This window comes from Patulibacter sp. NPDC049589 (genome assembly GCF_040675535.1).
GTDB lineage: Bacteria > Actinomycetota > Thermoleophilia > Solirubrobacterales > Solirubrobacteraceae > Patulibacter.
The window spans coordinates 18,316-41,940 of sequence record NZ_JBFAPC010000007.1 but is presented as its reverse complement, the minus strand read 5'-3'; the positions used below and the strand labels follow the sequence as shown (position 1 = coordinate 41,940).

Sequence of the window (23,625 nt, the reverse complement as noted above, 5' to 3'; positions counted from 1 at the left end):
GTGGGTCCCGGTCAGTACCACACGACCCGGAACCGCTGGCCCGAGCAGTACCGACGCAGCTTGACCCCCTGGACGGTGCCGGCCCCGCGATTCTGCGCGGCGTCGACGTAGGCGACCGAGGCGGAGACCCGGTCGCGCGCCATCGCCGGCGGATACTCGTCGCGATCCTCCCCCGGCCTCGTCGGGATCCCGCGCAGGAGCTCCGTGCGTCGCACCGCCGCCCCGGCCCGGCGTACCGTCAGCACCCGCGGCTGCCCCTCGCGGATCGCGCGCTCCCAGTGCCGGCGGACCTCCGGGTACCTCGTGCCGGAGATCCCGATGTCGACGGTCCGCGGCACGACCGTGCACCCGGCCGGGTCCTCGTCGACCCCGCCGGCCCCGTCGCCGAGCGGCGGAGTCGCGTCGCTGCGCCCGCCATCCGGGCCCGCCGTCGTGGAAGACCCACTCGTCGGCGCGGCCGCGGCGGACCGGGACCGGGACCGGCGCCCGTCGTCGGGCGTGCCGTCGCACGGGCAGGGCAACGACTCGCAGTAGACCCCGTCGCCGTCGGCGTCGACCGTGTCCTTCGCCCGCTGCGCGTCGCGCTGGGTCTGGTGCGTGCCACAGGTGGCGGTGGCGTGCGGAGTCGGCTCCGTACCGCAGCCGGCGGCGACGAGCGCGGAGGCGATGAGGACGGACAGCAGGGTCGCTCCCCCGAGCGGTAGGCGGGGACCGACGTCCGGACCGGTCCCGCGCCGAACCGCCGGGACCGCACGCCGCATCAGAGCCCTCACGCCGCCAGAGCCGCGCGCGCGGTCGCGATCTTCATGAACAGCCGATCGCTCCCATCGATCCCGACGAAGTCGTGCCGGCGATAGAACGCCCGAGCCTGCGCGTCCAACGCGTCGACCACGACGAGGCGCCCCCCGGAGCGATCGGCGGCATCGACCACGCGCTGCAGCGCATCGAGCAGGATCTCGCTCCCCAGTCCCTTGCGGTGCAACGAGACGTCGAGGGCCAGCCGCCCGATCAGGAACGCCGGGACGACGGTGAATCCACCGGCGAGTCGCTTGCTCGGGAGCGACTCGCGGAGCACCTGCGTCGGCGCGATGGAGAAGTATCCGACCACGTCGGCCCCAACGGTTCGCGTCCACACGACGGTGCGCGCCGTGCCTGCGACGTCCGCCCGGCGCGCGTGGTCACGGAGCCACCGGTCGAGCACCGGGCGCCCTGAGTCGAACGCGTCGAGGCGGTGTTCGTCGCCCAAGCGGACGGACCGCCACTCGTTCACGCGCGGTCGAACCGGCGCGGACGCCGCGCGACGGCACGCAAGCGCTCCGCAGGGTCCGGCTCGTCCAGCGCCTCGATCAGCTGGTCGAACTGCTCCGCGGACATGGCCGTGGCCTCACGCCGGGCCATCACCCGATCGGCCTCCCGCGTGGCGGCGCCGATCACGAACGCGGAGACGGAGAGGTCTTCGGCCGCGGCCGCCCGAGCGATCCACGCCTCGCGCTCCGGCTCCGTCCGCACCTCGATCCGGCTGCTCTTCGTCGCCATCAGGACATCGTACGGCATTTGTACGGCGCTGCGGCCCACTGCCAACGGTAGAAATACTCCGCCCTGCGGTAGAATGGTCGCATGAGCCTGAACATCAAGAACGAGGAGACGCACCGGCTCGCGCGCGAGCTCGCGGCGCTGACGGGCGAGTCCCTGACCGTCGCCGTCACCGAGGCGGTCCGGGAGCGGCGGGACCGGATGCGTGACGACCGCGCGGCGGTGGCCGACGATCTGCTGCGCATCGGCCGCGACGTCGCCGGCCGACTCCCCGCGTCGTGGAGCACGGGCGACCCGACGGCGGAGCTGTACGACGACCGTGGGCTGCCCGCGTGATCGTCGACACCTCGGCGATCATCGCCATTCTCCGTGCCGAGCCCGACGCCGAGGTCTTCGCCCGCGCGCTCGCTGCCGCCGCCGGGACCGCGTCGATCTCGGCCGCCACGTACGTCGAGCTCGGCGCGGTCGTCGACGGTGCTCGCGATCCCGTCGTCAGCCGGCGCCTCGACGAGCTGCTGACCAAGGCGAAGATCCAGATCGTGCCGCTCACCGCCGACCAGGCCCGCATCGCGCGCCGCGCCTACCAGGACTTCGGGCGCGGCAGCAGGCACCCGGCGCGACTGAACTTCGGTGACTGCCTCTCCTACGCCCTGGCCCGGGATCGCGACGAGCCGCTCCTCTTCAAGGGCGACGACTTCCCGCGTACCGACGTGACGCCGGCCGTGGACCGGCCGGCCGAGCGACCGCGCTGAAGGCTGCTCCGGGCCGCCCCCGGAGGCGCCCTGGGGAGAGCACGTCGAGGGCTTCGAACATCCGGCCACCACGCGCGACGAGCGCTGGAGGGTGGCAGCGAGCCGGTCGTCCTAGGACCATGGACGCGTGTACGGCCAGGAACCGCCGGTGAGCGCGTCGGCGTCGATCGAGGTCGACGGCGCGCGGCTCTGGGCCGGCGCTTCGGGCATCGCGATGATCATCGGCGCCGTCGGGCCGTGGATGACCATCGACGTGGTCTCGATCGACCGCGACGTCGCCGGCGTCGAGGGAACGATAGCGCTCGTCCTGGGCGTCGGGACGCTGCTGCTGGCGCTCGCCGGGACGGGGTCGGCCGCGCTCGACGTCTGCATCGGCGTGGTCGCGGTGGCGATCGGCGTCCGCAACGCGAACCGGGTCCTCGGGCTCGATCTCCCGGAGCTCCGGGGCCCCGGCGGTGTCACCCTCTCGATCGACGTGGGCCTGGGATGGGGACTCGTCGTGCTGATCGTCGGGGGCCTCAGCCTGATCGCGTGCGCGGTCGCCCGCACCCGAGCGCGTCGCCGCTCGGCGTCCACGCGGCGCACAGGCGGCCGCAGGCCGGCACCCGTCCTCCCGGTCTCCCCCGTGACCACGTTGCCCGCGGAGCCTCCGACGACGGACGCCACCGCACCGGGGCCGCAGCCGCAGCGCCCGCTCGGCCCGTACGGCCGCTGACGCCGCGCGCCCCTCCGTCCTCCCGGGGTGCGCCGCTCGCTACGTGCCCGCGCTGCCGCCTGCCCTGTCGCCACTCGACGACGACCGGCTGCGGCAACGCGCCGGAGCCCGCAGCTTCGGTCTGGGCGTCGAATACCAGCGTGACGCGTGGTGCAAGCACGTCGTCGCGGTCGCCCTCGCCTGGCGGGCGCGGCGTGCCGGGCACGCCGACGGTCCCGACGCGGTCGAGGAGTTCCTCGCCACGCTCGACCGCGAGCAGCTGGTCGCCCTCCTCCGCGAGCAGGCCGCGCAAGACGCGGCGCTCGACCGCGGACTCCGCCTGCGCGCGACCGCTGCGAACGCCTCCGCGGACGACGAGGAGCTGATCGCCCGCTTCGCCCGTCAGCTAGACGACGCCCTCGACCCGGGCGGGTTCCTCGATCGCCACGAGGTGCTCGCCTACCGCGAAGGCGCCGAGCAGGCCATCGACGGCCTGCGGAGCCTGCTCGACGCCGGCCGTGCCACCGCGGTGATCGCGCTGGCCGAGCGGCTGATGGACTGGGAGCTGGACGGTGACTGGGACACGTTCTACGCCGCGGATCAGACCTACGCCGACGTGCTCGGCGACAGCGGCCTGGCGCGGTACCGCGCAGCGGCGGAGGAGCGCTTCGCCCGTCAGCCGGCCCGCGGACCCGAGGACGCGCAGCAACGGTCACCGTCGGGGCTCGTCGTCTCCGCGGACCAGCTCGCGGCGACGCGGGAGGGCATGCGCCGGCGCGCGCTCTCGGCCGTCCTGTAGCGCCTGGCCGCGTCGGACGACGATCCCGACCGGTTCGCGGCGATCGTGGGCCGCGACCTCTCGTCCGGCTGGGCGTTCGTGCGCATCGCGGAGCGTACGCGGCCGCGGGTCGCGACGACGACGCGCTGGACTGGCTCGCGCGCGGGCTGGCCGCGTTCCCGGACCGCCCTGACGCCCGCCTACGCGAGGCGGCGATCGCGATCCGCGGGCGCCGCGGAGAGTACGACGAGGTCCTCGCGTTGACGTGGGCGGCGTTCGCCGAGCGCCCGACCTACGAGGGGTACGGCGCCGCTCGCCGCGCCGCCGAGGCCGCGGGCGCGTGCCGGGGCGCCGCGACGAGGCGCGCGCCGTCCTGCTCGCCGACGCTCGACAGGCCGTGCCGTCACGCTGGGGACCGGCGCGCGACAGCGACGCGCTCGTCCGGGTCCTGCTCGACGAGGGCGAGCCCGGCGCCGGTGGAGAGGCCGCGTACCGGGCCTGGGTCGGGGAGCTCCGTGCTCGGCACCGTCGCAAGCGCAACCTGATGGCGCTGCTCCCCGGTCTGCCGTGACGAGGGCGGTACCAGAGGAGATGGTGCGCCGGCCATCGGTCCGACCGCCACGAGGTCGCGTTCGTGCTTCCCGGGACCACCGTCGTCCACCGTGGCGTACAGCTTGAAATGGATCTGGTCGAACCGCGACGCGAACCGGACCGTGAGGCTGCTGCCGAACCGGCGCGTCTCCGGCCGATCCTCGAATCCCTCAGGAAGACCGAAACGCAGGAGACCGGCTGGTCCGGTGTTGAGCCACTCGGACGAGAGCCCGGAGTCGCGCGCGACCGTATCTCGTGCGCGCCGAAGAGGCGGCGGAAGGGGATCGACGGTGACCATGCTTCCGTCAAGGACCGCCGCGAGGACGTCGACGTCACGAGTCGCACGCGAGATGAGGTTCAGCGCCAGCAGGCCAGACCCGCCGATGACCACGAGATCCTGCGGGGGCACTGGCCGCGGCGAGAAGCTCGCCGAGCGCGCTCAGCAGTCGGTCGACACTGCCGACGTCCGTGATCGCGATGTTCTGCATCCGCCGGTCGGATGTTGTACGTCGCGGACGAGCCTCCGGACCATTCGGCGTCTGCGCCCCGGTGGCGCGGCCTCAGCGGCCGCGCCACCCGGGATCGATCAGCGCGAGACGCGGATCTTGGTGCAGTTCGACGAGTAGCGGTTGCGCTTGGCGAACTTGCGGTTGACGCGGATCACGTCGCGGCGCGAGCCGCACTTGACGACCGACGGGGCGGTCGTCTTGCGCAGGTCGACCGTCGAGTGGCCGGTCGTCGTCGGCTTGCCGAGGAAGACCGTGGCGTGGCCCTTGCCGGCGATCAGCGTGTTCGAGTTGAACCCGCCCGAGAGCCGGTCGGTGCCGCCGCCGCCCGACAGCGTGTCCTTGCCGTCGTTGCCGTACAGCTTGTCGTTGCCGGACTCGCCGTAGAGCTTGTCGTTGCCGAAGCTGCCGTAGATCCGGTCGTTGCCGGAGCCACCGTAGGCCCGGTCGTTGCCGCGGTCCGCGTTGATGCGGTCCTTGCCCGAGCCGCCGTAGATGCGGTCGTCGCCGGTGTCGCCGGCGAGCCGGTCGTTGCCGGAGCCGCCGTCGACGCAGTCCGACTGGTTGCGGCCGTTGACGACGTCGTTGCCGGCGAGCGTCATGATGCGGTCGCGGTGCCGGGTCCCGAAGACGGTGTCCTTGCCCTTGTCACCGAGGACGACGTAGTTCAGTCCCGGTCCGGAGAGGCAGTTCGACTTCGGGATGGTCCCTGCGGCGGCCAGCGCGCGGGCCTCGGGGAGCGCGACGACCCGGCCGCCGGTCGGCACGTCGTTGCTGCCCGGGACGCCGATGATGATCGTGCCGTAGCGATCGGTGCCCGGGATCTGGCAGACCGCCGGCGTGGTACCGACCGGGATCGAGCCGACGGGGCAGACGGTCGTGGTGCCGTCGCCGCCACCGCCGGAGGGGTCGCAGGCGTTGCCGCGCTGGGCGACCTTCGTCTCGCCGACCGTCAGGTCGACGAGCCCGCCGGTCGCGGCGCCGCCGGAGAGGACCTGGATCCGCAGCGGCGTGACGACGACCGAGTTGCCGGTGATGGTCACCTGGTTGAGCGGGAAGACCTTCACGACGGGGTCGAGCCCGAGCCCGCGGAGCAGGTCGCCGATGCCGTTGACGAGCTGGTCGAGGCTGATCGGCTGGCCCGCGAGGGTGATGCCGGTGACCTCGGACGTGCCAGTGAACTGCGCCTTGCCGTTCACGCACTTGCCGGTGGCCGTCGCCTTGACGGCGCCGACCTTCAGCGTGCCGGGGCCGAGGAGCTTGAGGTCCAGGTCGGCGATCGTCGTCGTGGCCGTGGCGGTCTGCGCCGCGGACGAGCCCGTGTTCGGAACGATCGTCGTCTTCTCGCGGACCGCGGAGGTCCCGACGAGGTCCTGGAGGCCGAGCGACGTGGTCACGTCGCCGGCGCCCTGCTCGTCGTCGGTGCAGGCCGGCTTGTCGAACGTCGCGCCGGGGACGGAGCCCTTGATGCCGTTGGCGACCAGCGGCTCGATGTACGGCTGTCCGGCCACGGACGCCGTCAGCGCGCTGGCCCGACACTGGAAGCTCGGCGCCTCGGCCGCCTGGGCACCGGGAGCCAGCGCGAGCGCGGCCCCGATGGAAGTGAGCCCGACGGCGAGCGCGGAACGTGGGGACCATCTGGTGTGTCGAGACATAAACATGAAGTCTCTCAGGAGGCGCACCCGGCCGCCAACATCGACCACCGTGGGCCCGTGCACAGAAGCCCGCTTCGACGGCCGCAGGCGCAGCGGACGCCCCGTAGGAACACGACCGACGCGACGACGTAGCGCCCGTCGGGTCCGACCGGGCGCCTACCCTCGCCGACGTGTCCGCCGCCTGCTGAGCCTCCTCGTCGCCCTCGGCGGGGGCGGCGCGCTCGTGCTGGGCGACACCAATCGGCGGCCCTTCGTCGCCACGAACGCGACCGTACGGCGCTCCTGGCGAGCCCTGACTCGGCGCGCTGGCCTCCGGGCCGAGAACGTCGTACCGATCGGGACGGTCGGAGTCCCCATCGACCTCGCAACCGAGGGGAAGCCGAAGAAACGTACCGAGCGGGACAACGTCTCACGAATCAGCACGACGCCGCCCGTCGGAGCGAAACATTTCTACCGTGCGGGACGATTCTCACAGCGTTCGGAGTGTCGAGGATCTCGGCCGTCTCATCCGGGCCACACGCAAGCAGCAAGGCCTCACGCTCGAGGATCTGTCGCTCGTGGCGAACACCGGGCCTCGCGTGATCAGCGAGATCGAGCGGGGAAGCCGACCGCCCAGATCGCCGTCGTCCTCCGCATCATCGACACGCTCGGCCTGTGCGTGCTCATCGGAGAGTCCGATGTCCGCTGACGTCGCGGCCGTCTGGTGCTTCGGCCGGATCGCGGGAACCCTGAGGCCCTCCCGACACGGGATGACGTTCGGAACGTGGCGGCTCTCGCTCGCGGGAGCGCAGGACAAGCTCCCGGTCGTGGTCGCCGACGACGGGACGGTGGGCTTGACCCGCGGAGGAACGCCGTCGACGCACATCCTGAAGACCCCGATCGCTCGGCTCGCTGACACCGTCGCCAACGAGGCGTTCTGCCTCGCGTTCGGAAGGCAGCTCTCGGATCGGTCCCGGAAGCACGGCCTGCTGACGGTCTCCGCGGCCCCGATCGTCGTCGACGGCCGTGACGCCCTGCTGGTCGAACGCTACGACCGGGAACGCACCGGTGACGGCGTCCGCCGGTTGCATCAGGAAGACCTGTGTCAGGCGCTGGGGATCCCGACCGCACGGAAGTACGAGAACGAAGGCGGACCGACGATAGAGGCGTGCGCGACGCTGCTCCGTGACGTCGGAGATCCCCGAGGCCTGCTGCGCTTCGTCGACGCGATCGTCCTGAGCTTCCTCGTCGGGAACCACGACGCACACGGCAAGAATTACTCGCTCCTCTGTTCGACCGGCACCCAGCGAGCGCGCCTGGCGCCGATCTACGACGTCCTCTCGACGGCCGCGTACCACGGCACGACGAACCTCACGCGGAAGATGGCGATGAGGATCGGGGGCGAGTACCGGCCTGAGTACGTCGCCGAACGACACCTCTCGCGGATGGCCGAGGGCACCGGCCTGAACTCCGCGACGCTCCGAAAGCGATACCGCGAGTGCGCCGAGCGCGCGACGGTCGTCAGCGACGCCGTGGCCGACGAGTTCCGCTCCAACGGATGGTGGCGCCCGATCATCGACGACGTCCAGGCCGTCATCGCACGACGCGCACAGGTGCTGCACGCGATCGCCGCAGCGGCCGAGCAGTGAACCGGCCGACCGTGTCCTACGCCCCCGATCCGTGCCACCGGATGGTCCAGGCCCCGGGGCCGAGACACGGATGCGATAGCCGGACGTCTCGAGTCGTCGCGCAGGACGAGCAGCCAACCAGCGCCCGACCACGGCAGATGTCGCTGCTCGTGCTCGGGCCTCAGCAGCTGACCTCGCTCCGTGCGATCTCCAGGAAGCTCAGTCACCGAGAACGTGACGCGCGGGTCTGGTTCGGCCTCAGGGTCCTCGTCCGCTCGCGGGATCCAGACGCCCTTGATCCGCAGGAGGGCAAGCGGTGGGTCGTCGGTCCACCCACTTCGCTCTCGCGGCGAGGGATCGATGTCGAATCCGCGCGTCATGAGGATCTGGTCGACCTCCTCGTACCGCCGTCGAATGACGTTCGAAACCGGGGACGTCGGCGACACGGAGGATGCTCACCATGACGCGCTCGTCACGGCCCTCAGCCCGGTGTCGGCCGGCGACTCACCCAACGGATCCAATGCAGGCGTCTCATACGTTGCATCTGTTGCACCCAGCGCGGCAACCGCCTAAGCTGACCTATATGTCCATCGCGTTCGATGATCGCCCGTACTGGAAGCCCCGGGACATCGCGGAACTCGTCGGGGTCAACGCTTCGACGGTCTACCGGATGATCCAGAAGGGTGATCTCGACAGCGTCAAGGTCGGCGGGCGTGTGGTTCGCGTGCCGTCGGAGGCAGTCGCGAAGCTCGTCGGAGCCCCACGTCCGGACACCGAACAGCCGACCCAGGCCGACGAGGCTCAACGTGTGCGCCGGTTCACCGCGCTGGCTGGTCGCGCACCCGAGTCGTTCATCCACGGATGGAAGTCCGGCGCGATCGAGGACACGGCCGAGAACTCGGCACTCGTCATCGAGGCCCTGGCGATCCGCGACGCACACGCACAGGTCGCCGTCGGCGCCTGACCAGGCGACGGGTCGGCGCGAATCCGCGGACCGCGCCGAGACGAACGGGCCAGCGTTTCCTGACGAGCGGTGCCCTGGCTCATCAGCCCACCGTTGCACCCAGCCGCGCCAGTGCCGCCACGCACTCACCCTCCCCCGTCCGGGGCCGAGCGAACGCCAGATCCTGGCCCGACGGCAAGTCGCCAGGGCCCGTGGCGTTCCGCAGAGCACGGCGCAGCGTCCGCGAGCGTCGACGTAGCCGAGCGCCCCGGCGACGCCCACTGACCTGTACACCCCCTCCCGGCCCTGCAGCAAGGGAATGGAGCGTCCCAGGCGCGGATCTCGCGGGCGAGTGGCCCCGACCGCCGCGGGAGAGGCCCCCGCCTCGACCGCACGCGGCGGCGGCGCCGCTGTCGTGCTCGGGCAGTCCGTTCTACGTCGCGATCATCTCCCGCCGCCGTCGTCTCAGGGCGTCGTGAAGCCATCGGCATCCCGACCGTCCCCCGAAGCCGAACCAGACGCCGACCGCGAGCATCAGCAGGATCAGAGCGCCCGGGTCGCCCGCCACCGCCAACCACACGACGCCGACCCCGAGCGTCACCTGGAGGAGCACCGATGCGGGCGCCTTCATCCTGACGGTCCAGACCGGGCTCACGCTGGGCCCGCCGAGCACGACGATCAGCCCAGCCCAGAACGCGAGGCCAAGCACGCCGCCGCCGACCATCGCTCCGGTCTCCGCGGACCCGTCGCCGGTGATCGCGTCGGCCACGACCACCGCTGCGACGGCACCGACCAAGATCGTCGGTGCCGCCTCCGACAACACGCAAACCCGATCGTCGTCCGTAGCGAGGGCCCGGCCGTGCCAGGTGACCAGACGGGCTCCCGCACGCTCCGGCAGCACCCGCCGAAGCCACACCGGCCACGGGCACGCGGCCAGCAGCGCCGCGAACGGCACGAGGAGACCGACGGCGAGGGCCACCGCGGGGCCCGTCGCAAGGTCTCCGGGGCGCTCGTCGAGCGTCCGCGCCACCGACGCGATCGCGAGGAGCAGTACGCACCCGCCGCCGGTCGCTACGACGGCGACACGGGCAGGCGCCACGGACTCCCTCCGAATGAAGACCGACTCCACGGCCCACGCCCCGAGCAAGGCCAGGGTCCCGATCGTGAACACGATCACCGTCCGGTCGTCTGGATCGACGAGCGACGTCCCGTCCGGCACGAGGTACAGGCCGGTACCGAGCACCGCCGGGATGGCCCCCGCCAGCCACTGCCCGCGCGACGCGAAGCACGCCAGCGCGATGAGACCGATCAACGTGACGGCCTCAGATCGAGCGACATCGACGTTCCCATCGGTCACGGACAGCAGGCAGCCGAACGCCGTCGCGCGGGCCAGGTACCCGCCGACGAGTCCTATCGTGGTCCGCAGCTGACCGCCCAACTCGTCGTGCACCGTGCCGTTCGTCATGCCCCCAAGCGAACGCCATACCCGAGACGGAATGCAACCGGGCTTGCGACGGGGCTCTCACGAACAGCGCGCACGCCCCCAGTCGTCGCGGCCGTCGTCCGGCGCCTGGCCATCGGCGGTGGGGACGAGCCGGGAGACCGTCCGGCCGTTGCTCCGGCCGAGGTTCCACGGCCGCGGAGCTCTGTCCGCCACGTCGAGCGCCACGAGTCCCAGGCGCTGCTCCGTGCCGACGGACGCGAACCGTCCGGCGACGAAGATGCTGGCCCGCGTCGCGGCGAGCGCGGTGATCGCATCGCCGAACCGCGGCGGCGTCCACGGGGTGCCGCGTCGATCGTGGCGAGGCGAGCGCGCGGCTCGCCGCCGACGGTGGCGAACGTGCCTACGGCGGAGAGCGTCCCGGCGTCCTCGGCGACCGCGACAACGGGGCCGGAGACATCCGGGTCCCACGCTAGGTCTCGACGGAGGCCTCGCTTCCAGGTTCGCCAGGGAGGGGATTCACCGAGATCCGCGACGGCCATAGTGCCGCTTCACGCAGTGCTTTCGCCCGGCCCATTGGTCCGCTTCGCCCGTCGAACAGCAGGTGCCGCGATAGAGACGCCATATGCGCCGTCCCATCGACCTTGTCGCCTTCCGGTGAGAGTGCCCGGACGGTCGCAGCCGTTCACGTTTGACGGTGTCTGGTGGCCGGCCTCGCGGCCGGCGCAGACCTGGCACGGGTCGCTCCGGTTCACACCCGACGACGCCGGCGTGCTCGACGTCATCCGCTTCGGGGATCCGGAGGAGACCCCGGCGTTCGCTCCCTCCCGGCATCTCGGCACGTTCCTCGGCGTCGCCGCCGACGGCACGCCGGTCACGGCGCTCGACGCGACGGTGCGGTCGGAGAGCGCGGGCTTTCCCGCGGCCGGCGTACGGCTGCTCGCGCACGCCGAGCGGGTGCTCGTCGGCGTGCACCTGCCCGGCTTCGAGGACGTCCCGTTCGCAGCCGCGACGATCCGCATCGACGGTCTGCGCGAGTGGCTGGCGCACCGCTGGAACCTCGCGGAGCCGTCGCCGACCACTCCGCTCGTCCCGATCGGCGATCACGAGCCCGTCACCGTCACCCTCGACGACGCCGAACTGACGTTCGGACTGACGGTTGCCCACCACCGCGAGGCGTTTCGGCACGTCCAGGAGACCGACGCCGCGATCCGTATCGAGCTCCCAGCCCCGGTCGCGCTCGCCGAGTGGTACGAGCGCTGGATCCGGCCACTCGTCGACCTCGTGTCGTTCGGCACCGGGGCCGGCGCCGAGGTGGAGTCGTTCGTCCCGTGCGTCGTGTTCGGCCCCGTCGACCCGGACGAGCCGGACGCGGAACCCGAGCCGCGGGACGTCGCGGTCCTGGGCCGGCGCCGGGGTGCGCCGCAGCGCCGGGACGTGATGCGGCACCAGCTGCTGCCGGCCTCGGCAGCCGGTCCGGACGGTTTCGACGACATGGTGCTGCGGTGGTTCGCCCACCACCGGGCGCTGGGATCCGCCGCGGTGCTGCTCTACGGTCACGACGGCGACCGGCGGCCGGTCTTGGAGACTGGATTCCTCAACCTCGCCACGTTCGCCGAGGCGTACCACCGCACGTTCCACGACCGCAAGCCGCGGTCCGGTGCGGACGAAGGACGAGGGCGAGAGCTGTACCTGAAGGCCCGCCTTCGCGACCTCGCTGACCGTGCCGCCCCTGCGCTTCCGGACCTGGCCGCGGTCGTCGGCGAACTGGTCGAACGGGTCAACGACACCCGCAACCACCTCATCCACCGCGACGGCACCAAGCCGCACGCCGTGGCCGGCCGCGCCCTGCTCCAGACGATCAACCGACTCACGGCCGTCCTGCAGGCGAACGTCCTGCGGGATCTCGAGATCGATGCCGACCTCATCGGTTCGACGCTGCGGAAGCGGTGGATGTACCAGCGGGATGCGCTGGGCACGTCTGACGGCGAGCGGTGACGCCGGCAGCCCCACACGGAGCAGCACGACCCGGGAGGCATCGGCGAGGAGACGTGCCTCGCCGCTGCTGCGCTTCACCGTCCGCGTGTTGACCGTCCGACCGACGGCGTGCTCCACCCGGCTCCCCCGACCCGCACCTCCGACCACTCGATCGCGAGTCATCCGCCGCCGTCCGCCCTGGAGAACCGGGGAACGCCCGGGGCGCCTTCCCAGGCGGACCGGCCGACCTGGCCCCGCCAGGCTACGAGCGGCGACGAAGATCCGGGAGCGGCCCGAACTCAGCAGCCGTCGCTCGGCTGATCCGCTCGACTTCATCCCAGTCCGCAGCACCGACCGCACCGTGCATCCCCACGGTGGGTGCTTCCGTACGGAGACGCGAGCGCATCGTGGCGACGTGCGAGTCGAAGGCACGACTCGCGGCCTCGATCTGTGTCGCGCGCTCGGAGAGCGGACGCGGACGCTTGACAGTCGCCGGGTTCATCGGTACTTCCGAGTGTACCCATCGAGATCCGAGATCGCACGCGGTTCCGTCATGAGATCGAGCGACGCGTCCCATCCGATCACCGGAGCGAAGAGCAGGAGCGCGCGTCCCAGCAGTGTCTCGGCCTCGGGAGGCGGCGTCAGGTCGCTGTCGAAGTCGAGCCTGCGATGCGCGTCGACGATCTCGTCGGCCGTGACGACGTTCGGCTGGTTGCGGGTCCCGTCGTACCGCAGATAGTCAGACGCCCAGACATGGCGCGGAAGAGGATCGGACCGCTCGTCCCATCGCTTCATCGCCACCAGGAACCGGGTGGCAGCATCGGCGAACGTTGTCGCGTGGTCATGCTGCTCATTGCGAAACGTGAAGCCGCACCGAGTCCAGACGTACCGCCCCTTGAACGTGGGAGACGTACGGACCAGCGGAACGCTCAGCCGCTGATACAGCTCGGCGCTTCGCCGCAGCTGGCGCGCGCCGAAATGACGGCCAGCCGGCGCGTTCTCGTCCAGCCAGAACGTCCAGTGCTCGGCATACCCACGGCACGTGTTGAGTTCGCGCGCCAGCCGTCCGACCGTTTCATCCCCGATAGTCAGCGCTCCGCTGATCTTCAGGATGACGTCTTCGTCATCCCAGAACATGAACGACGGCCCCGTGGGCTGGAGGCCCATCCCGTCCGGGACCCACGCGTCGAGCACGGCTGGATGGATGATCGCCAGGTCGTCGCGATGCCGAATCTGGCGGTGACCCGAGTCGTCTATCGCCGCCGCATGCTCACAGATCCGGGCCACCACGAGCCCCGGATAGCGTGCGTCGATGAACTGGCCAGCCACCCGCGGGACGGTACCGACCGCTGCTCGCGGGTGGTCGCGATCCCATCGTCGCCCGTCCGGCCGCGCTCCCGTCCGGTACCGCGCGCCCGGATCCCCCGACCCGCACCTCCGACCACTCGATCGCGAGTCGTCCTCCCCCGCCCTCCTTGGCGAAGGTCACCGTCCGACCCAACGGGACCACGGCGAAGCGACCGGTACGTCCCGCCGACTCCGGAACCGAGAGCAGCACACCGCCGGCCGCGGTCCCGGGCACGAGCAAGCCGCGTCGTCCGCCGATCGAGACGGTGCGCCCGTGCGCGCGGAGCACCGTCGTCCTGAGTCGCTCGAGGCCCTGCACCCCGGCCCCGCGAACGCGAGCGACGATCGCCCCGTCGGCGTGCCGCGGTCGCGGGATGCTCACCGGCGAACCCCACCGCGCCGCACTGCGGCCCCGTGACACCGGCCGACCGCACCGGTCGACGTCGAGTCGCCGCAGGACGAGCCACCGGCCGTCGCGACGCTCGGTGCCGTAGCGGCACAGCATCGCGAGGCTCGCCTGCGGCTCGTCGAACGCGGGAAAGCGACCCACCGCGGTGGCGTCGGACTCGACGAGGATCCGCTCCGGAGCGCGGGCGGAGCGCAACGCGTCGGCGTCGAGCCGGTCGAGCCCCGGCGTGTAGGCCATGTGGGCCTGCATCACGGGCAGCGACCGCCAGCGAAGCCGGTGGGCCCACAGCACCCCGAGCGACGCCGGGTAGACCGTGGCCGTTCCCCGTCGCAGCAGCGCCACGGTCGACTCGCGCAGCCCGGCGGAGACGACGATCGCGCGACGTCCCTGATCCTCGAGCCGTCGGCGCTCGTCCGGACGCGCGAGCACGCTGACCTGCTCGAGCGCGGCGGACGCGTTCCGCACGGGGTTCATCCGCTCCCCCACCCCGCCCTCGAGCTCGCCGTCGGCGACGACGAGGACCACGAGGACGATGGCGACCGGCAGGAGCCGGAGCAGTCGGGTCCACGGGAGCAGCACGAGCGCCGCGGCGATGGTCCCGGTGAACTGGAGGGCGTGCCCGCCGTCGTGGCGCAGGAATCCGGATCGGAAGGCCGCGAACCAGACCAGCAACCACAGCAGCGCCGTGGTCGTCCTCTCGAGCGGACTCCGGTCCGCCGTCCGCAGGCTGGCCACCGCGAGCCCGCCGATCCCCACGGCGATCGCGAACGGTACCTCGTGGGCGAGCGCAGGATCGGCGTAGCCCATCGCCTCGCCGTATCCCCCGGCAAGGTCCATCCCCCACCGCAACATCGACGGAAGCGCGCCGATCGGCTGACCGACCACGAGACAGCCGACGACGGCCGCGAGCACCCCGGCGGTGCTCGCCGCGGCCAGCGCGAGACCTCGGTCCCGGACGGCGCGAGCGGCGCCGAGCAGAGCGACGACCACAAGCAACGCGACGAACGGCCCCGTGCTGAACTTGACGAGCATCTGGAGCCCGACGAAGGCACCGGCCGCGGACGCGGCCACGAGGAAGCGACGCCGGGTGGCGCAGCCGCCTCGCAGCACGACCGCCGCCGCGAACGTCGCCGGAACCGCGAGCATCTCGTTCGGGGTGAGCAGCAACGCCGCCCATGCGCCGAGCGTCGCCGCTCCCCACCCGCCCCGGTCCCGAGCGGCCGCCACGACGAGGGCGGCCGTCAGCAGCCGCAGGAGCGTGACGGTGAGCAGCGCGGCGGCACCGGTGCCGGAGCTCCACATCTGGGGGAACAGCAGGAACCCGAGGGGCCCGTACGTCCACTCCAGATCCCGTCCGTACGCGAGGCGATCCTGCGCCGCGAGGTGCAATGCCCCCTGCCAGGCGGAGTCGAGGTCGACAGCGGGGACCAGACTCGACCACGTCGGCCAGCTCAGCGCCACCGCGAGGAGCGACAGGAACCACGTCGGTGGCGCCAACGCCAGCACCCTCTCTCGTACGCCGGCGACCGTCATGTCCGCCCTCGTCTGCCGCCCGGCGCTGGCCGTGCGTGCCGTCGGGGTCGCCGCATCGGCTCCGGAGACCGTCGGCTTGCCGCTTCTGCATGAACCGCCCGCACCCCGCGCAAGCCCCCTGCGCCGCCGTGACGCAGATTTCACCTTCGAACCCACTGTCAGTTGGGGACGGGCGGAGCGACCCAGCGCGAGAGCGACGGCAGTCGGGCGTGGAGCGGACGGGCCATCCGGGCGGTCGCTCTGCCCGCGGACGCCGGCGCGAGGAGACGCCAGAGCATCCCCACGCCCAGAGGCAGACCCCACGCGAGGTACAGCGCCGTGTGGATGTCCGGTGTGATCGTGGAGGCGGGAAACAGCTGGAAGGTCACCCACGCAACAGCCGTCACCACGGCAGCCGCGACGGGCGGCCGACCGCGCCACGCCTCCCATGCCCCGAGCGCCAGGAGCGCGGCGAGCGCGTAGTAGTGGACGTTCCAGGTATCGAGCAGGCACCGCCACCAGCAGACGGCACTCAGGAGCAGCAACAGGTCCGCCCGACCTTCCTGCCGGCCGCGGCGTCGCCAGAACGCGAGCGCGACAGCGAACGCGAAGGCCACGATCAACGGGTGCGAGACCTTTGCGGCCCAGGCAGGTTCGAGCCGTTGGGCCCAGCCGGCCTGGGCGGCGTCGGTCTCGAAAAGCGTGGATGTCTGTTCCTTGGAGACGCTGCTCCAGTCCGGATTCGTGTGGCCGGCGAACCAGAACACGTTGTCGGGCTTGAAGATCCCGGAGGTCGATGTGTGTGCCACGCCCGTGGCGTGCTCCACCCCACCAGCGAAGAACGTCGGAGAGGCCAAGAGCGCACCGGCGACGACGCAGGCGACGGCGACGCGAAGGAGCTGCCGTCGGTCCTCGGCGGCCAGCAGCACGACCGGGATCGCGATCACGGCCCAGGGCTTAGCGACGGCGGCGACACCGACCAGCACCCCGGCCGTGACGAGATTCCCCCGACTCGCGAGCAGCACGGCGGCGACGGCCAACCCGCCGACCAGGGCTTCCTCGGCGTGTCCCGTCTGGAGGGCGAGCAGCGCGAACGGCGCCCCCGAGGTCATCAGGGCCGTCAGCGCCCCCCATCCGGTCCCGCGTCGTCCGCCGACCGCGACGGCGACCCGTCGCCCGAGGAGGATGCCTAGCCCGACGAGCAGCAGCAGCCCCGGGAGCGCCTGCGCGCGCCAGGCCCACAGGTCGTGGTCACGACCCAGGTGCTCGCCGACGACGGCGAACGGCGCCTGCAGGACCACTGCGCCGGCGTAGCCGGGAAGCGTCGAGAGGAACCCCCCGACGTCGCCGCCCAGGAGCAGGTCGATCGACGGCTTCGCCTCGGCCTCGTAGTCCGTGAACGCGAAGTCGCGGAGGCCCAAGGTCGCGAGGAGTGCCGCGCCGAGGAGCGCGAAGGCGAGCACGACGATCGTCGACAGTGGCGATCTCGTCACGCCACAACGCGCGCTGCCTGACTCAGACGGCTGAGACGGCGAGGCATTGGGAGGCGCCATGGTGTGTCCGTTGTTCATGGTTTCGCGGGCCACTCGCTTGCCCGGACATCAGCCCGTGGCTGCCAGCGGCAGAACACAGTCGATCAGCCCGTGGCTGCCAGCGGCAGAACACAGTCGGCGTCATTCGTGTCCACGCTGGGCAGTGCGCCTAACGCTGGAACAGAGCGAGGGGCGGTCGGCCGACCGCCCCTCGCTCTGTTCCAGCGCCGGATCGAGTCGGTGCTACCAGCTTCCGCCAGCCTGGCAGGCGCCCTTGCCAGCGTTGTCGCAAGTACGGATGATGCCGGCCGACGACTTGGTGATGATGAAGTTCGTACCGTCAGACGACTTGGACTTCGCGGTGATGACGTATCCGGTCGCCGTGGCGCTAGAGACAGCAACCTTGCCCGCACCAGGCGTACCGTCGACCACGGGCAGGCCGGACGGCTCACCAAGCTTCGTGGCCGTGTCGCAGTTCGCGTACGTCTGCTCGGTCGCGTAGCAGGACTCCACCTGGGAAACGAGGTTGCGCGCGTCGCTCTTCGCGCTTGCGTCCTTCGCCTTGTCGCTCTGCCCGAGGAACGTCGGCAGCGCGATCGCGGCGAGGATGCCGATGATCAGGATGACGACGAGGAGCTCGATGAGGGTGAAGCCGCCCTCGCCTTCGCCCTCCTGGTTCTTCAAGTTGCTGATGGCCTTCTGCAGCATGTGGATTCTCTCCTGAGAATTCGACAGTGATTGGGGTTGCAAGACCCAGCTCCGCGACCTAGCCGCGAGGTCAATCACGCACCCCGGTGGCGACCCGGCTCCCTCCCCACTGATGCGGTGGAGGCCCGTGGCTTTGCGTCCCGCTCTCACGAACGGTTTGCCCTTGGCACCTCGGTGCTGGCTGCTTGCCCCCAACCCATCGGGCGGCCCCACCGCGAGCTAAAGCGGTCTGGACGTTTGATCTACGTACCGGTCTGATGGTCGGTGGCGAGCCAGGGCGCAGCTTGCTTTGCAGGTCAGTTTCGAGTTTCGGTGAGCGGCTTATGGAGCGGACGTCGTGGGGCGAACCGGCCGGGGGCCAGCCGGCAAGCCGCCGAGAGCGCCGCCGAGGCCATTCTTGGAGGCAAGGTGCACCGAAATCTCGGAGCATTGCCGACAGGCGACGAGCCGTTCGTCGCGCTGCTCCAAGCGCCACCCGGCGAGGCGGACCAGTGCTCTGTCGTTGGGCCAGAGGCCGGACGACGCCTTCCCGGTGGTCACTCTCGCCTCTGAGGAGCAACTCGGGCGGCTTTGCGGACCGCAGCTTCGCCCCGTATGCACCAGGCAAGTCGGCAAATTCGACGAGGTATCCCTCGGCACCCTCAAGCAGCCGTGCGATCTTCGACACGAGACCATCGAGTTGCTCGGCAACCTCGTCGGCGAAGCCTGACGGATCGCGACCGTGAGGAGCTGCCCTGTGCGGGACGACGTGCCTGGCCGTGTGGAGGGCGAAAGCAACCCGCACCGCGTGCGCAAGCGGACTGCTGGGGCCCGACAACAGCGGGGGATGCGCTTCTGCGTGGAGATCTCCCGCCAGAGCGGCAGCACCTCGTTGATGATGGAGACTCCTACATTCGTTTAGCTACCTCGTGGCCCACGTTCGCGGTACCGAAGGGTCTACTGTGCTCCCCGTCAGCCGCAAGAACTCAGGCCCCGCGGCGAGCGCCCCCGTGGGGCGCCCCACGGGAGACGCGGGCTTCACGATGGTCGAGGTCCTGGTTGCTTCGACGCTGCTGATCATCGGCATGTTCGCGTCGCTCGCGATGCTCGATCGAAGCTCCGCGGCTACCGGTTCGACGTCGCAGCGCGACGTCGCCAATGCTCTGACCCAGGAGATCGTCGAGCGCGCCCAAGGCATGCGCTACACGAACGATCTGAACGATCTCACCGACATCCGAACCGGTGCCCTCGCTACGCCGGCGGATCGCATGAGGGCGGCCATCGACCCGGGCGTCCAGAGCGGGAGCAGCACGGTGACGGTGCTTCCGACGCCCACTGCACGATTCGTCAAGGACTCGCAGTGGACACTTCGCCGCAACAGCACGACCTACACCATCACCTTGGCGGCCTGCACCCAATCCGACACGATCGGAAAGGTCCTCGTCCAGGGGCCGTACGACTGCGATCGTCCACCCGATCCTCCGACCCCGCCGCCGAAGACGCCGGCCTCGGAGACCTGCCCCCTCGGCTTGCTCAGCCTCCCGACAGACATCACGCCGGAGAACATCAGCAGCGGCACCCTGACGGTGCGTGCCCAGGTGCTCGGTCTGAACCTCTCGCTCTGCCTTCCGTCGCTGCTCGACGCGCTGCCACTCAACCTCACGTCGTCGCTCTGCAGCTTGCTCGGAGGGAGCGCGACCTCGGTGATCAGCCAGGTGACTAGTGCCCTCAATGGCCTGCTCTCGTCCGCCGGCCTGGGGCTCGGCATCGGCCTCTGCTCAGCCGGATCCTCCACGCCTGAGATAGCACTTGCTGCAGCCGGGATCGCGGCGTCCACCGAGGTGGAGACCTCGGTCAGCTGGCGCGATCAGGCATCCGGAAAGACCCAGACGGTCGTCCAGACAGCGTTGATCAGGAAGCCCACTTCATGACGCCCCGACTCGCGACCACCGTGACGGTGCTCCGGCGCCTGCGCGAAGATGACGACGGCTTCACGTTGGTCGAGGTCCTCGTGACCGCGACCCTGTCGATCGTCGTGCTCCTGGCCATCCTGCTCAGCGCCGACGTCTTCGGATCGTCGACAGAGGCAGCGTCTCGACAGGCCGGGTCACAGGAGATCGGACGGGCCACGCTGCGCCAGATCACCGACGACGTGCGACAGGCCCGCCAGCCGGCAGGCGAGGCGAACCCGATCGGACACACCCCGGTCTCCAGTCGGAACGACCTGATCGCTGCGACGTATGCGCCGTCGGCCACCGGCGTGCGTCAGGCGGCGTGGGTGCGCTATTGCAGCACCGCCGACGGCAAGACTCTCCTGACTGCCGTCCGCATTGCCGACGCCTACCCGGGTCCTCCCGGAACCTGCGCCGTTCCGACGCCCGCGAGCGCCAATCCCGACCCGACCGCCGGGTGGCACTACGCGCCGCTGATCGTCGGCACCCTTCGGGGCGCGAACACGCTCTTCACCTACAGCTCCGACACCTGCTTCGGTACGACCCCGACCGTGACGAACGGCTGCACCACGCTGTTGACCGCCGATAGCGTCCGCACAGTCGGCATCCGTATCTCCGTCGCCAACGGCGCAGCAGGGGGCGACGGACGCCCGACCGTCCTCCAGGGGGCCGTATCCCTTCGCAACCGGGCCGTCGGCCCGTGACCATGAGGAATCGCATGACCCCGCGTACGACTCGATCCACGGCCGTTACGTCCGGTGAGTCCGGCTTCGTCATGGTCGCCGTCATCGCGTTGCTCACCGTCGCGATCGCGCTCGGTTTCGTCCTGCTCGCGCTGGTCGACCGGCAGAGCAATGCCTCTGCGGAGCAGCGCACGGTCGATGCGGCCCAGACGCTGGCCGAGGGTGCACTGGCCAGCACCGCCAACATCCTGGCCCGCGACGGCTCGTCGCCTGACTGGGCGGCGTCCGGATGCCAGCGCATCACCGGGAGTCTCACTGGGTCATTGACGCCCACAGTCGGTACCGGCCTCGCCGCTCGAGTCGAGACAGACGTCCGTGCTCATTTCCGCACGACGAAGACCGGCGACGCCGCTCAGGTCACCGACTACCTCGCCCGCGCTGGAGCCCGCGCGTCGTGGAGCATCTCGCTTTGCCCCACGCTCGACAGCGGGACTGTCAGCACCGATGCCAGCTGGACCGATGCGATCCTCAGCCGGACCACCGGCACGACCGGGACGCTAGGCGGCAGGCGTACGATGTGGCTCCGAGCACAGGCAGACGTCCGGCCGAAGACCACAGGGTCGACAGGCGCCAAGTCGACGAGCCGCTCCCGCGCCGTTGCCGGCAAGGTCCAGCAGGGCGGGACGACGTTCCACGCGCCCCTCGACTACGCCTTCGGCGCCGGTCAGATGTCCACCGACTTGTCGAGCACGGTCTCGGGGATTCTCACGGGGCCCCTTCTCGGCGGCGTCACAGGAGCGCTCTTCGGCGACGGAGCCAAGAAGCTGATCGAGGACGACACCGCCAAGGTCGGCCTGAGGTGCGGCCTCCTCGATGCCCTCAGTGCCGGGATCGGCGGTACGGTCGACAATGTCCTCAATCTCAACCTCTGCGTCGGCGGTGTGCTGACGGGCGTCACCGGTCTCACGAACTCCCTGGGTCTCGGTGCACTCAACAACGCCCTGGGCATCGCGCAGTACACAGGCCTCGACGGTTACACGATGGCGCCGCCCGAGGCGATCGATGCGTACCGCGCGTCGAGCCCGATCCTGCGGAAGGCGGTGGTCGACTCGACCGTAGGCGACGTCAAGAACCCGACCAGCGCCCTTGCCGTCCCGCCGCCGTGCCTCACGGACACCGAGTGGTCCACGGTCACCGACCAGACCGTGGTCTACATCGACAAGGTCGGGAGCGACGGCGAGAAGTTCTGCAACCTCGGATCGTTCGCGGGCGCAGGTCCGAACCGTGGGACGCCCACGAACCCCTTCAAGCCGAAGATCTTCATTGTTGCTCGCGGGGGCGTCCGGATCACCGGGCAAATCAACGCCGTCGTCTATGCGCTCAATCTGCAGGAATGTGGCGACGACGGAGTCTGCACCACCGCCGAGCGCAGGGATGCGGTCAAGCGTGAGGTCGTCCACATCCAGAGGCCCGGAACGGTCACGGGCGCCGTGTGGGCGGACGGAGCGAGAGGCCAGGTTGGCATCTACCCCGGACAACTGACGCCGACCCCCGGCGAGCTCGCCGGTGACATTGCCGATCAGGTGACGACCCCCACGACGTGCGCCTCGAGTGGGCTTCTTGGAGGGTTGCTGGGCGGCGTCACCTCGTTGCTCAACAACGTGCTGTCCGGACTCGGCAATGCCGTGTTCGGCGGCTACGAGTACAGGGCGGCCCCCGGGTCACCCACGGCGTGCGACGGCTTGAACACCGCCCTTGCTAGCCTCGATCCGGCGACGCTGATCGGGCGGCTCACCGGAAGCGGGGTGCCGGTGACCATCCAGGTCGCCCAGCGCAAGCGGGTGTGCGGGCTCACCGACTACCTGTTCGGCAACGGCGCCGCCTGCGACGCAGAAGCGGCGCTCGGATTCCAGAACTACTCGGGCACGCCGTCCGGCGCTCCCGCCGCCGGCACCGCCAACGTCGTGCTACCCAACCTGCTCGGACCCGGCGGCATCCTCTCGCCCGTATCCAATCTGCTCACCGGACTCCAGAACGACTACACGGGCATATCGCGGAACGAGGAGACCATCATCCGGTCGGGCATTCTTCTCCCTGACAGCGCTTCTGTGTTGCCCGGCACGTTTCGAAACGTGCCGCCGTCAGCCTCGTTGGTTGCTGCCGACTAGCGACGAGCGCATCTCCGGCAGGCCGGTTCGTGCTCGACCTGTGAGCCAGGCTGAGTTTTTGAGCCCGAGCACGCAACATTGGCCAGCGATTCCGGCCAGTTCGGAGCGGACGCCGGCAAGCGGCTTGTGACACGCGCGACCATCGACGCGTCTGCCGTCACCCTCCTCAACCTTCTGTGCTTCGTCCCGGCCACCAACGCCGTCGTCCCACAGGCCACCGCCCCGATCACCACCGTGACGACCCCACCGGACTCGTCGCCGCGCGGCGACGCTCCCCTCCTCCCCCAGCGCAAGCGCCCATCCGCCACAATGGACCGCGATGCAACCGATCCGCCTGCTCGTCGTCGCCACCGCCATGGTCGCGGTGCTCGCGCTCGTCGCCGGGTTCGCCGCCACCAGCGACCGGATCGACCGGGACCGCACCGACACGGAGACCGCGATCGTGCGGCCGGCGGCCCGGGTCAACGACAGCCTGGTCGCCAACGTTCCGCGGTCGAAGCCGATCGTCATGCACGTCGGCGACACGATCACCCTGAACGTGACGCTGGCGCAGGACGACACGCTGCAGATCGAGGCGTTCGGCCTGGACGAGGCGATCGCCGGGAAGATCCCGACCCCGGTCATCGTCACCGCCGTCACCGCCGGCCGCTTCCCGCTGAAGCTCCAGGACTCGGGCAAGAGCATCGGCGAGCTCGTCGTCAAGCCGGCCCGGCCCGCGTCCGAGAGCGGCGGGACGACGCCGGACAAGCGGACCCCAGAGGACACGGCACCGGAGCAGCCGTCGACCTCCGAGCCCTCCCCCGCCTGAACGACCGCGACTCGGGCTGCCGACCAGCGCCGCGTCCGCGACCGAGGCCC

Annotated in this window: 21 protein-coding genes, 1 pseudogene and 1 riboswitch; of the genes and pseudogenes, 12 read left to right on the top strand and 10 right to left on the bottom strand. The window is 70.8% G+C overall.

Features of this window, described 5'->3' with window-relative positions:
• Positions 1 to 11 precede the first annotated feature (11 nt).
• The 3 genes from AB0L40_RS02470 to AB0L40_RS02460 all read right to left on the bottom strand — a co-directional run bounded on the left by AB0L40_RS02470 (position 12) and on the right by AB0L40_RS02460 (position 1,536).
• The gene (locus AB0L40_RS02470; RefSeq protein WP_364348629.1) at positions 12 to 761 is read right to left on the bottom strand and encodes a hypothetical protein; all 750 of its coding nucleotides are present in this window, start codon (positions 759 to 761) and stop codon (positions 12 to 14) included.
• An 8-nt stretch (positions 762 to 769) separates the two neighbouring features.
• Positions 770 to 1,108: a GNAT family N-acetyltransferase gene (locus tag AB0L40_RS02465; RefSeq protein WP_364348626.1), complete on the bottom strand. Its 339-nt coding sequence runs from the start codon at positions 1,106 to 1,108 to the stop codon at positions 770 to 772.
• Positions 1,109 to 1,266: 158 nt separating this feature from the next.
• Positions 1,267 to 1,536: a DUF1778 domain-containing protein gene (locus tag AB0L40_RS02460; RefSeq protein ID WP_364348623.1), complete on the bottom strand. Its 270-nt coding sequence runs from the start codon at positions 1,534 to 1,536 to the stop codon at positions 1,267 to 1,269.
• 81 nt (positions 1,537 to 1,617) lie between these two features.
• On the opposite strand from AB0L40_RS02460, the gene AB0L40_RS02455 reads away from it, so the two are divergent.
• The 4 genes from AB0L40_RS02455 to AB0L40_RS02440 all read left to right on the top strand — a co-directional run bounded on the left by AB0L40_RS02455 (position 1,618) and on the right by AB0L40_RS02440 (position 3,778).
• The gene (locus tag AB0L40_RS02455; RefSeq protein ID WP_364348620.1) at positions 1,618 to 1,869 is read left to right on the top strand and encodes a type II toxin-antitoxin system VapB family antitoxin; all 252 of its coding nucleotides are present in this window, start codon (positions 1,618 to 1,620) and stop codon (positions 1,867 to 1,869) included.
• On the top strand, positions 1,866 to 2,285 hold the full coding sequence (locus AB0L40_RS02450; RefSeq protein WP_364348617.1) for a type II toxin-antitoxin system VapC family toxin: 420 nt from the start codon (positions 1,866 to 1,868) through the stop codon (positions 2,283 to 2,285). The genes AB0L40_RS02455 and AB0L40_RS02450 overlap by 4 nt, the downstream gene beginning before the upstream one ends.
• Positions 2,286 to 2,412: 127 nt before the next feature.
• On the top strand, positions 2,413 to 3,000 hold the full coding sequence (locus AB0L40_RS02445) for a hypothetical protein (RefSeq protein ID WP_364348614.1): 588 nt from the start codon (positions 2,413 to 2,415) through the stop codon (positions 2,998 to 3,000).
• A 43-nt stretch (positions 3,001 to 3,043) separates the two neighbouring features.
• Positions 3,044 to 3,778 (top strand): hypothetical protein, encoded by a 735-nt coding sequence (locus AB0L40_RS02440; RefSeq protein ID WP_364348611.1) that lies wholly within the window; start codon positions 3,044 to 3,046, stop codon positions 3,776 to 3,778.
• 382 nt (positions 3,779 to 4,160) lie between these two features.
• On the opposite strand, the gene AB0L40_RS02435 is transcribed toward AB0L40_RS02440, so the two are convergent.
• Positions 4,161 to 4,757 carry a hypothetical protein gene (locus AB0L40_RS02435; protein ID WP_364348608.1) on the bottom strand — a complete coding sequence of 199 codons (597 nt, stop codon included), beginning with the start codon at positions 4,755 to 4,757 and terminating at the stop codon, positions 4,161 to 4,163.
• A 177-nt stretch (positions 4,758 to 4,934) separates the two neighbouring features.
• Positions 4,935 to 6,509 (bottom strand): calcium-binding protein, encoded by a 1,575-nt coding sequence (locus AB0L40_RS02430; RefSeq protein WP_364348605.1) that lies wholly within the window; start codon positions 6,507 to 6,509, stop codon positions 4,935 to 4,937.
• Positions 6,510 to 6,964: 455 nt separating this feature from the next.
• Here AB0L40_RS02430 and AB0L40_RS02425 point away from each other — a divergent pair.
• The 3 genes and pseudogenes from AB0L40_RS02425 to AB0L40_RS02415 form a co-directional block, all read left to right on the top strand.
• Positions 6,965 to 7,114, top strand: a pseudogene (locus tag AB0L40_RS02425) (helix-turn-helix domain-containing protein); the annotation flags it as partial.
• A 72-nt stretch (positions 7,115 to 7,186) separates the two neighbouring features.
• The gene (locus AB0L40_RS02420; protein WP_364348705.1) at positions 7,187 to 8,137 is read left to right on the top strand and encodes a HipA domain-containing protein; all 951 of its coding nucleotides are present in this window, start codon (positions 7,187 to 7,189) and stop codon (positions 8,135 to 8,137) included.
• A gap of 562 nt (positions 8,138 to 8,699) precedes the next feature.
• A complete protein-coding gene (locus AB0L40_RS02415) occupies positions 8,700 to 9,080 on the top strand; it encodes an excisionase family DNA-binding protein (protein WP_364348603.1) in 381 nt (126 codons plus the stop codon).
• Between the two features lie 412 nt (positions 9,081 to 9,492).
• Here the strand turns inward: AB0L40_RS02415 and AB0L40_RS02410 are convergent, their stop codons facing one another.
• The gene (locus AB0L40_RS02410; protein WP_364348708.1) at positions 9,493 to 10,524 is read right to left on the bottom strand and encodes a hypothetical protein; all 1,032 of its coding nucleotides are present in this window, start codon (positions 10,522 to 10,524) and stop codon (positions 9,493 to 9,495) included.
• Here AB0L40_RS02410 and AB0L40_RS02405 point away from each other — a divergent pair.
• Positions 10,504 to 12,498 (top strand): HEPN domain-containing protein, encoded by a 1,995-nt coding sequence (locus tag AB0L40_RS02405; RefSeq protein ID WP_364348702.1) that lies wholly within the window; start codon positions 10,504 to 10,506, stop codon positions 12,496 to 12,498. The genes AB0L40_RS02410 and AB0L40_RS02405 overlap by 21 nt on opposite strands.
• 477 nt (positions 12,499 to 12,975) lie before the next feature.
• Here AB0L40_RS02405 and AB0L40_RS02400 read toward each other — a convergent pair whose 3' ends face one another.
• The 4 genes from AB0L40_RS02400 to AB0L40_RS02385 form a co-directional block, all read right to left on the bottom strand.
• Positions 12,976 to 13,806 carry a hypothetical protein gene (locus AB0L40_RS02400; protein WP_364348600.1) on the bottom strand — a complete coding sequence of 277 codons (831 nt, stop codon included), beginning with the start codon at positions 13,804 to 13,806 and terminating at the stop codon, positions 12,976 to 12,978.
• Positions 13,748 to 15,730: a hypothetical protein gene (locus AB0L40_RS02395; RefSeq protein ID WP_364348597.1), complete on the bottom strand. Its 1,983-nt coding sequence runs from the start codon at positions 15,728 to 15,730 to the stop codon at positions 13,748 to 13,750. The genes AB0L40_RS02400 and AB0L40_RS02395 overlap by 59 nt, the downstream gene beginning before the upstream one ends.
• Positions 15,731 to 15,924: 194 nt before the next feature.
• The gene (locus AB0L40_RS02390) at positions 15,925 to 17,331 is read right to left on the bottom strand and encodes a glycosyltransferase 87 family protein (RefSeq protein WP_364348595.1); all 1,407 of its coding nucleotides are present in this window, start codon (positions 17,329 to 17,331) and stop codon (positions 15,925 to 15,927) included.
• A 189-nt stretch (positions 17,332 to 17,520) separates the two neighbouring features.
• Complete coding sequence (locus AB0L40_RS02385; protein WP_364348592.1) at positions 17,521 to 17,985, bottom strand: type II secretion system protein; 465 nt, start codon at positions 17,983 to 17,985, stop codon at positions 17,521 to 17,523.
• Positions 17,986 to 18,070: 85 nt separating this feature from the next.
• A riboswitch (cyclic di-GMP riboswitch) is annotated at positions 18,071 to 18,157 on the bottom strand.
• A 769-nt stretch (positions 18,158 to 18,926) separates the two neighbouring features.
• On the opposite strand from AB0L40_RS02385, the gene AB0L40_RS02380 reads away from it, so the two are divergent.
• The 4 genes from AB0L40_RS02380 to AB0L40_RS02365 all read left to right on the top strand — a co-directional run bounded on the left by AB0L40_RS02380 (position 18,927) and on the right by AB0L40_RS02365 (position 23,575).
• Positions 18,927 to 19,895 carry a hypothetical protein gene (locus AB0L40_RS02380; protein WP_364348589.1) on the top strand — a complete coding sequence of 323 codons (969 nt, stop codon included), beginning with the start codon at positions 18,927 to 18,929 and terminating at the stop codon, positions 19,893 to 19,895.
• On the top strand, positions 19,892 to 20,620 hold the full coding sequence (locus tag AB0L40_RS02375; RefSeq protein WP_364348586.1) for a hypothetical protein: 729 nt from the start codon (positions 19,892 to 19,894) through the stop codon (positions 20,618 to 20,620). Before AB0L40_RS02380 ends, AB0L40_RS02375 begins: the two co-directional genes overlap by 4 nt.
• Before the next feature lie 71 nt (positions 20,621 to 20,691).
• The gene (locus tag AB0L40_RS02370; protein ID WP_364348583.1) at positions 20,692 to 22,767 is read left to right on the top strand and encodes a hypothetical protein; all 2,076 of its coding nucleotides are present in this window, start codon (positions 20,692 to 20,694) and stop codon (positions 22,765 to 22,767) included.
• A gap of 319 nt (positions 22,768 to 23,086) precedes the next feature.
• On the top strand, positions 23,087 to 23,575 hold the full coding sequence (locus AB0L40_RS02365) for a hypothetical protein (RefSeq protein ID WP_364348580.1): 489 nt from the start codon (positions 23,087 to 23,089) through the stop codon (positions 23,573 to 23,575).
• Positions 23,576 to 23,625 lie beyond the last annotated feature (50 nt).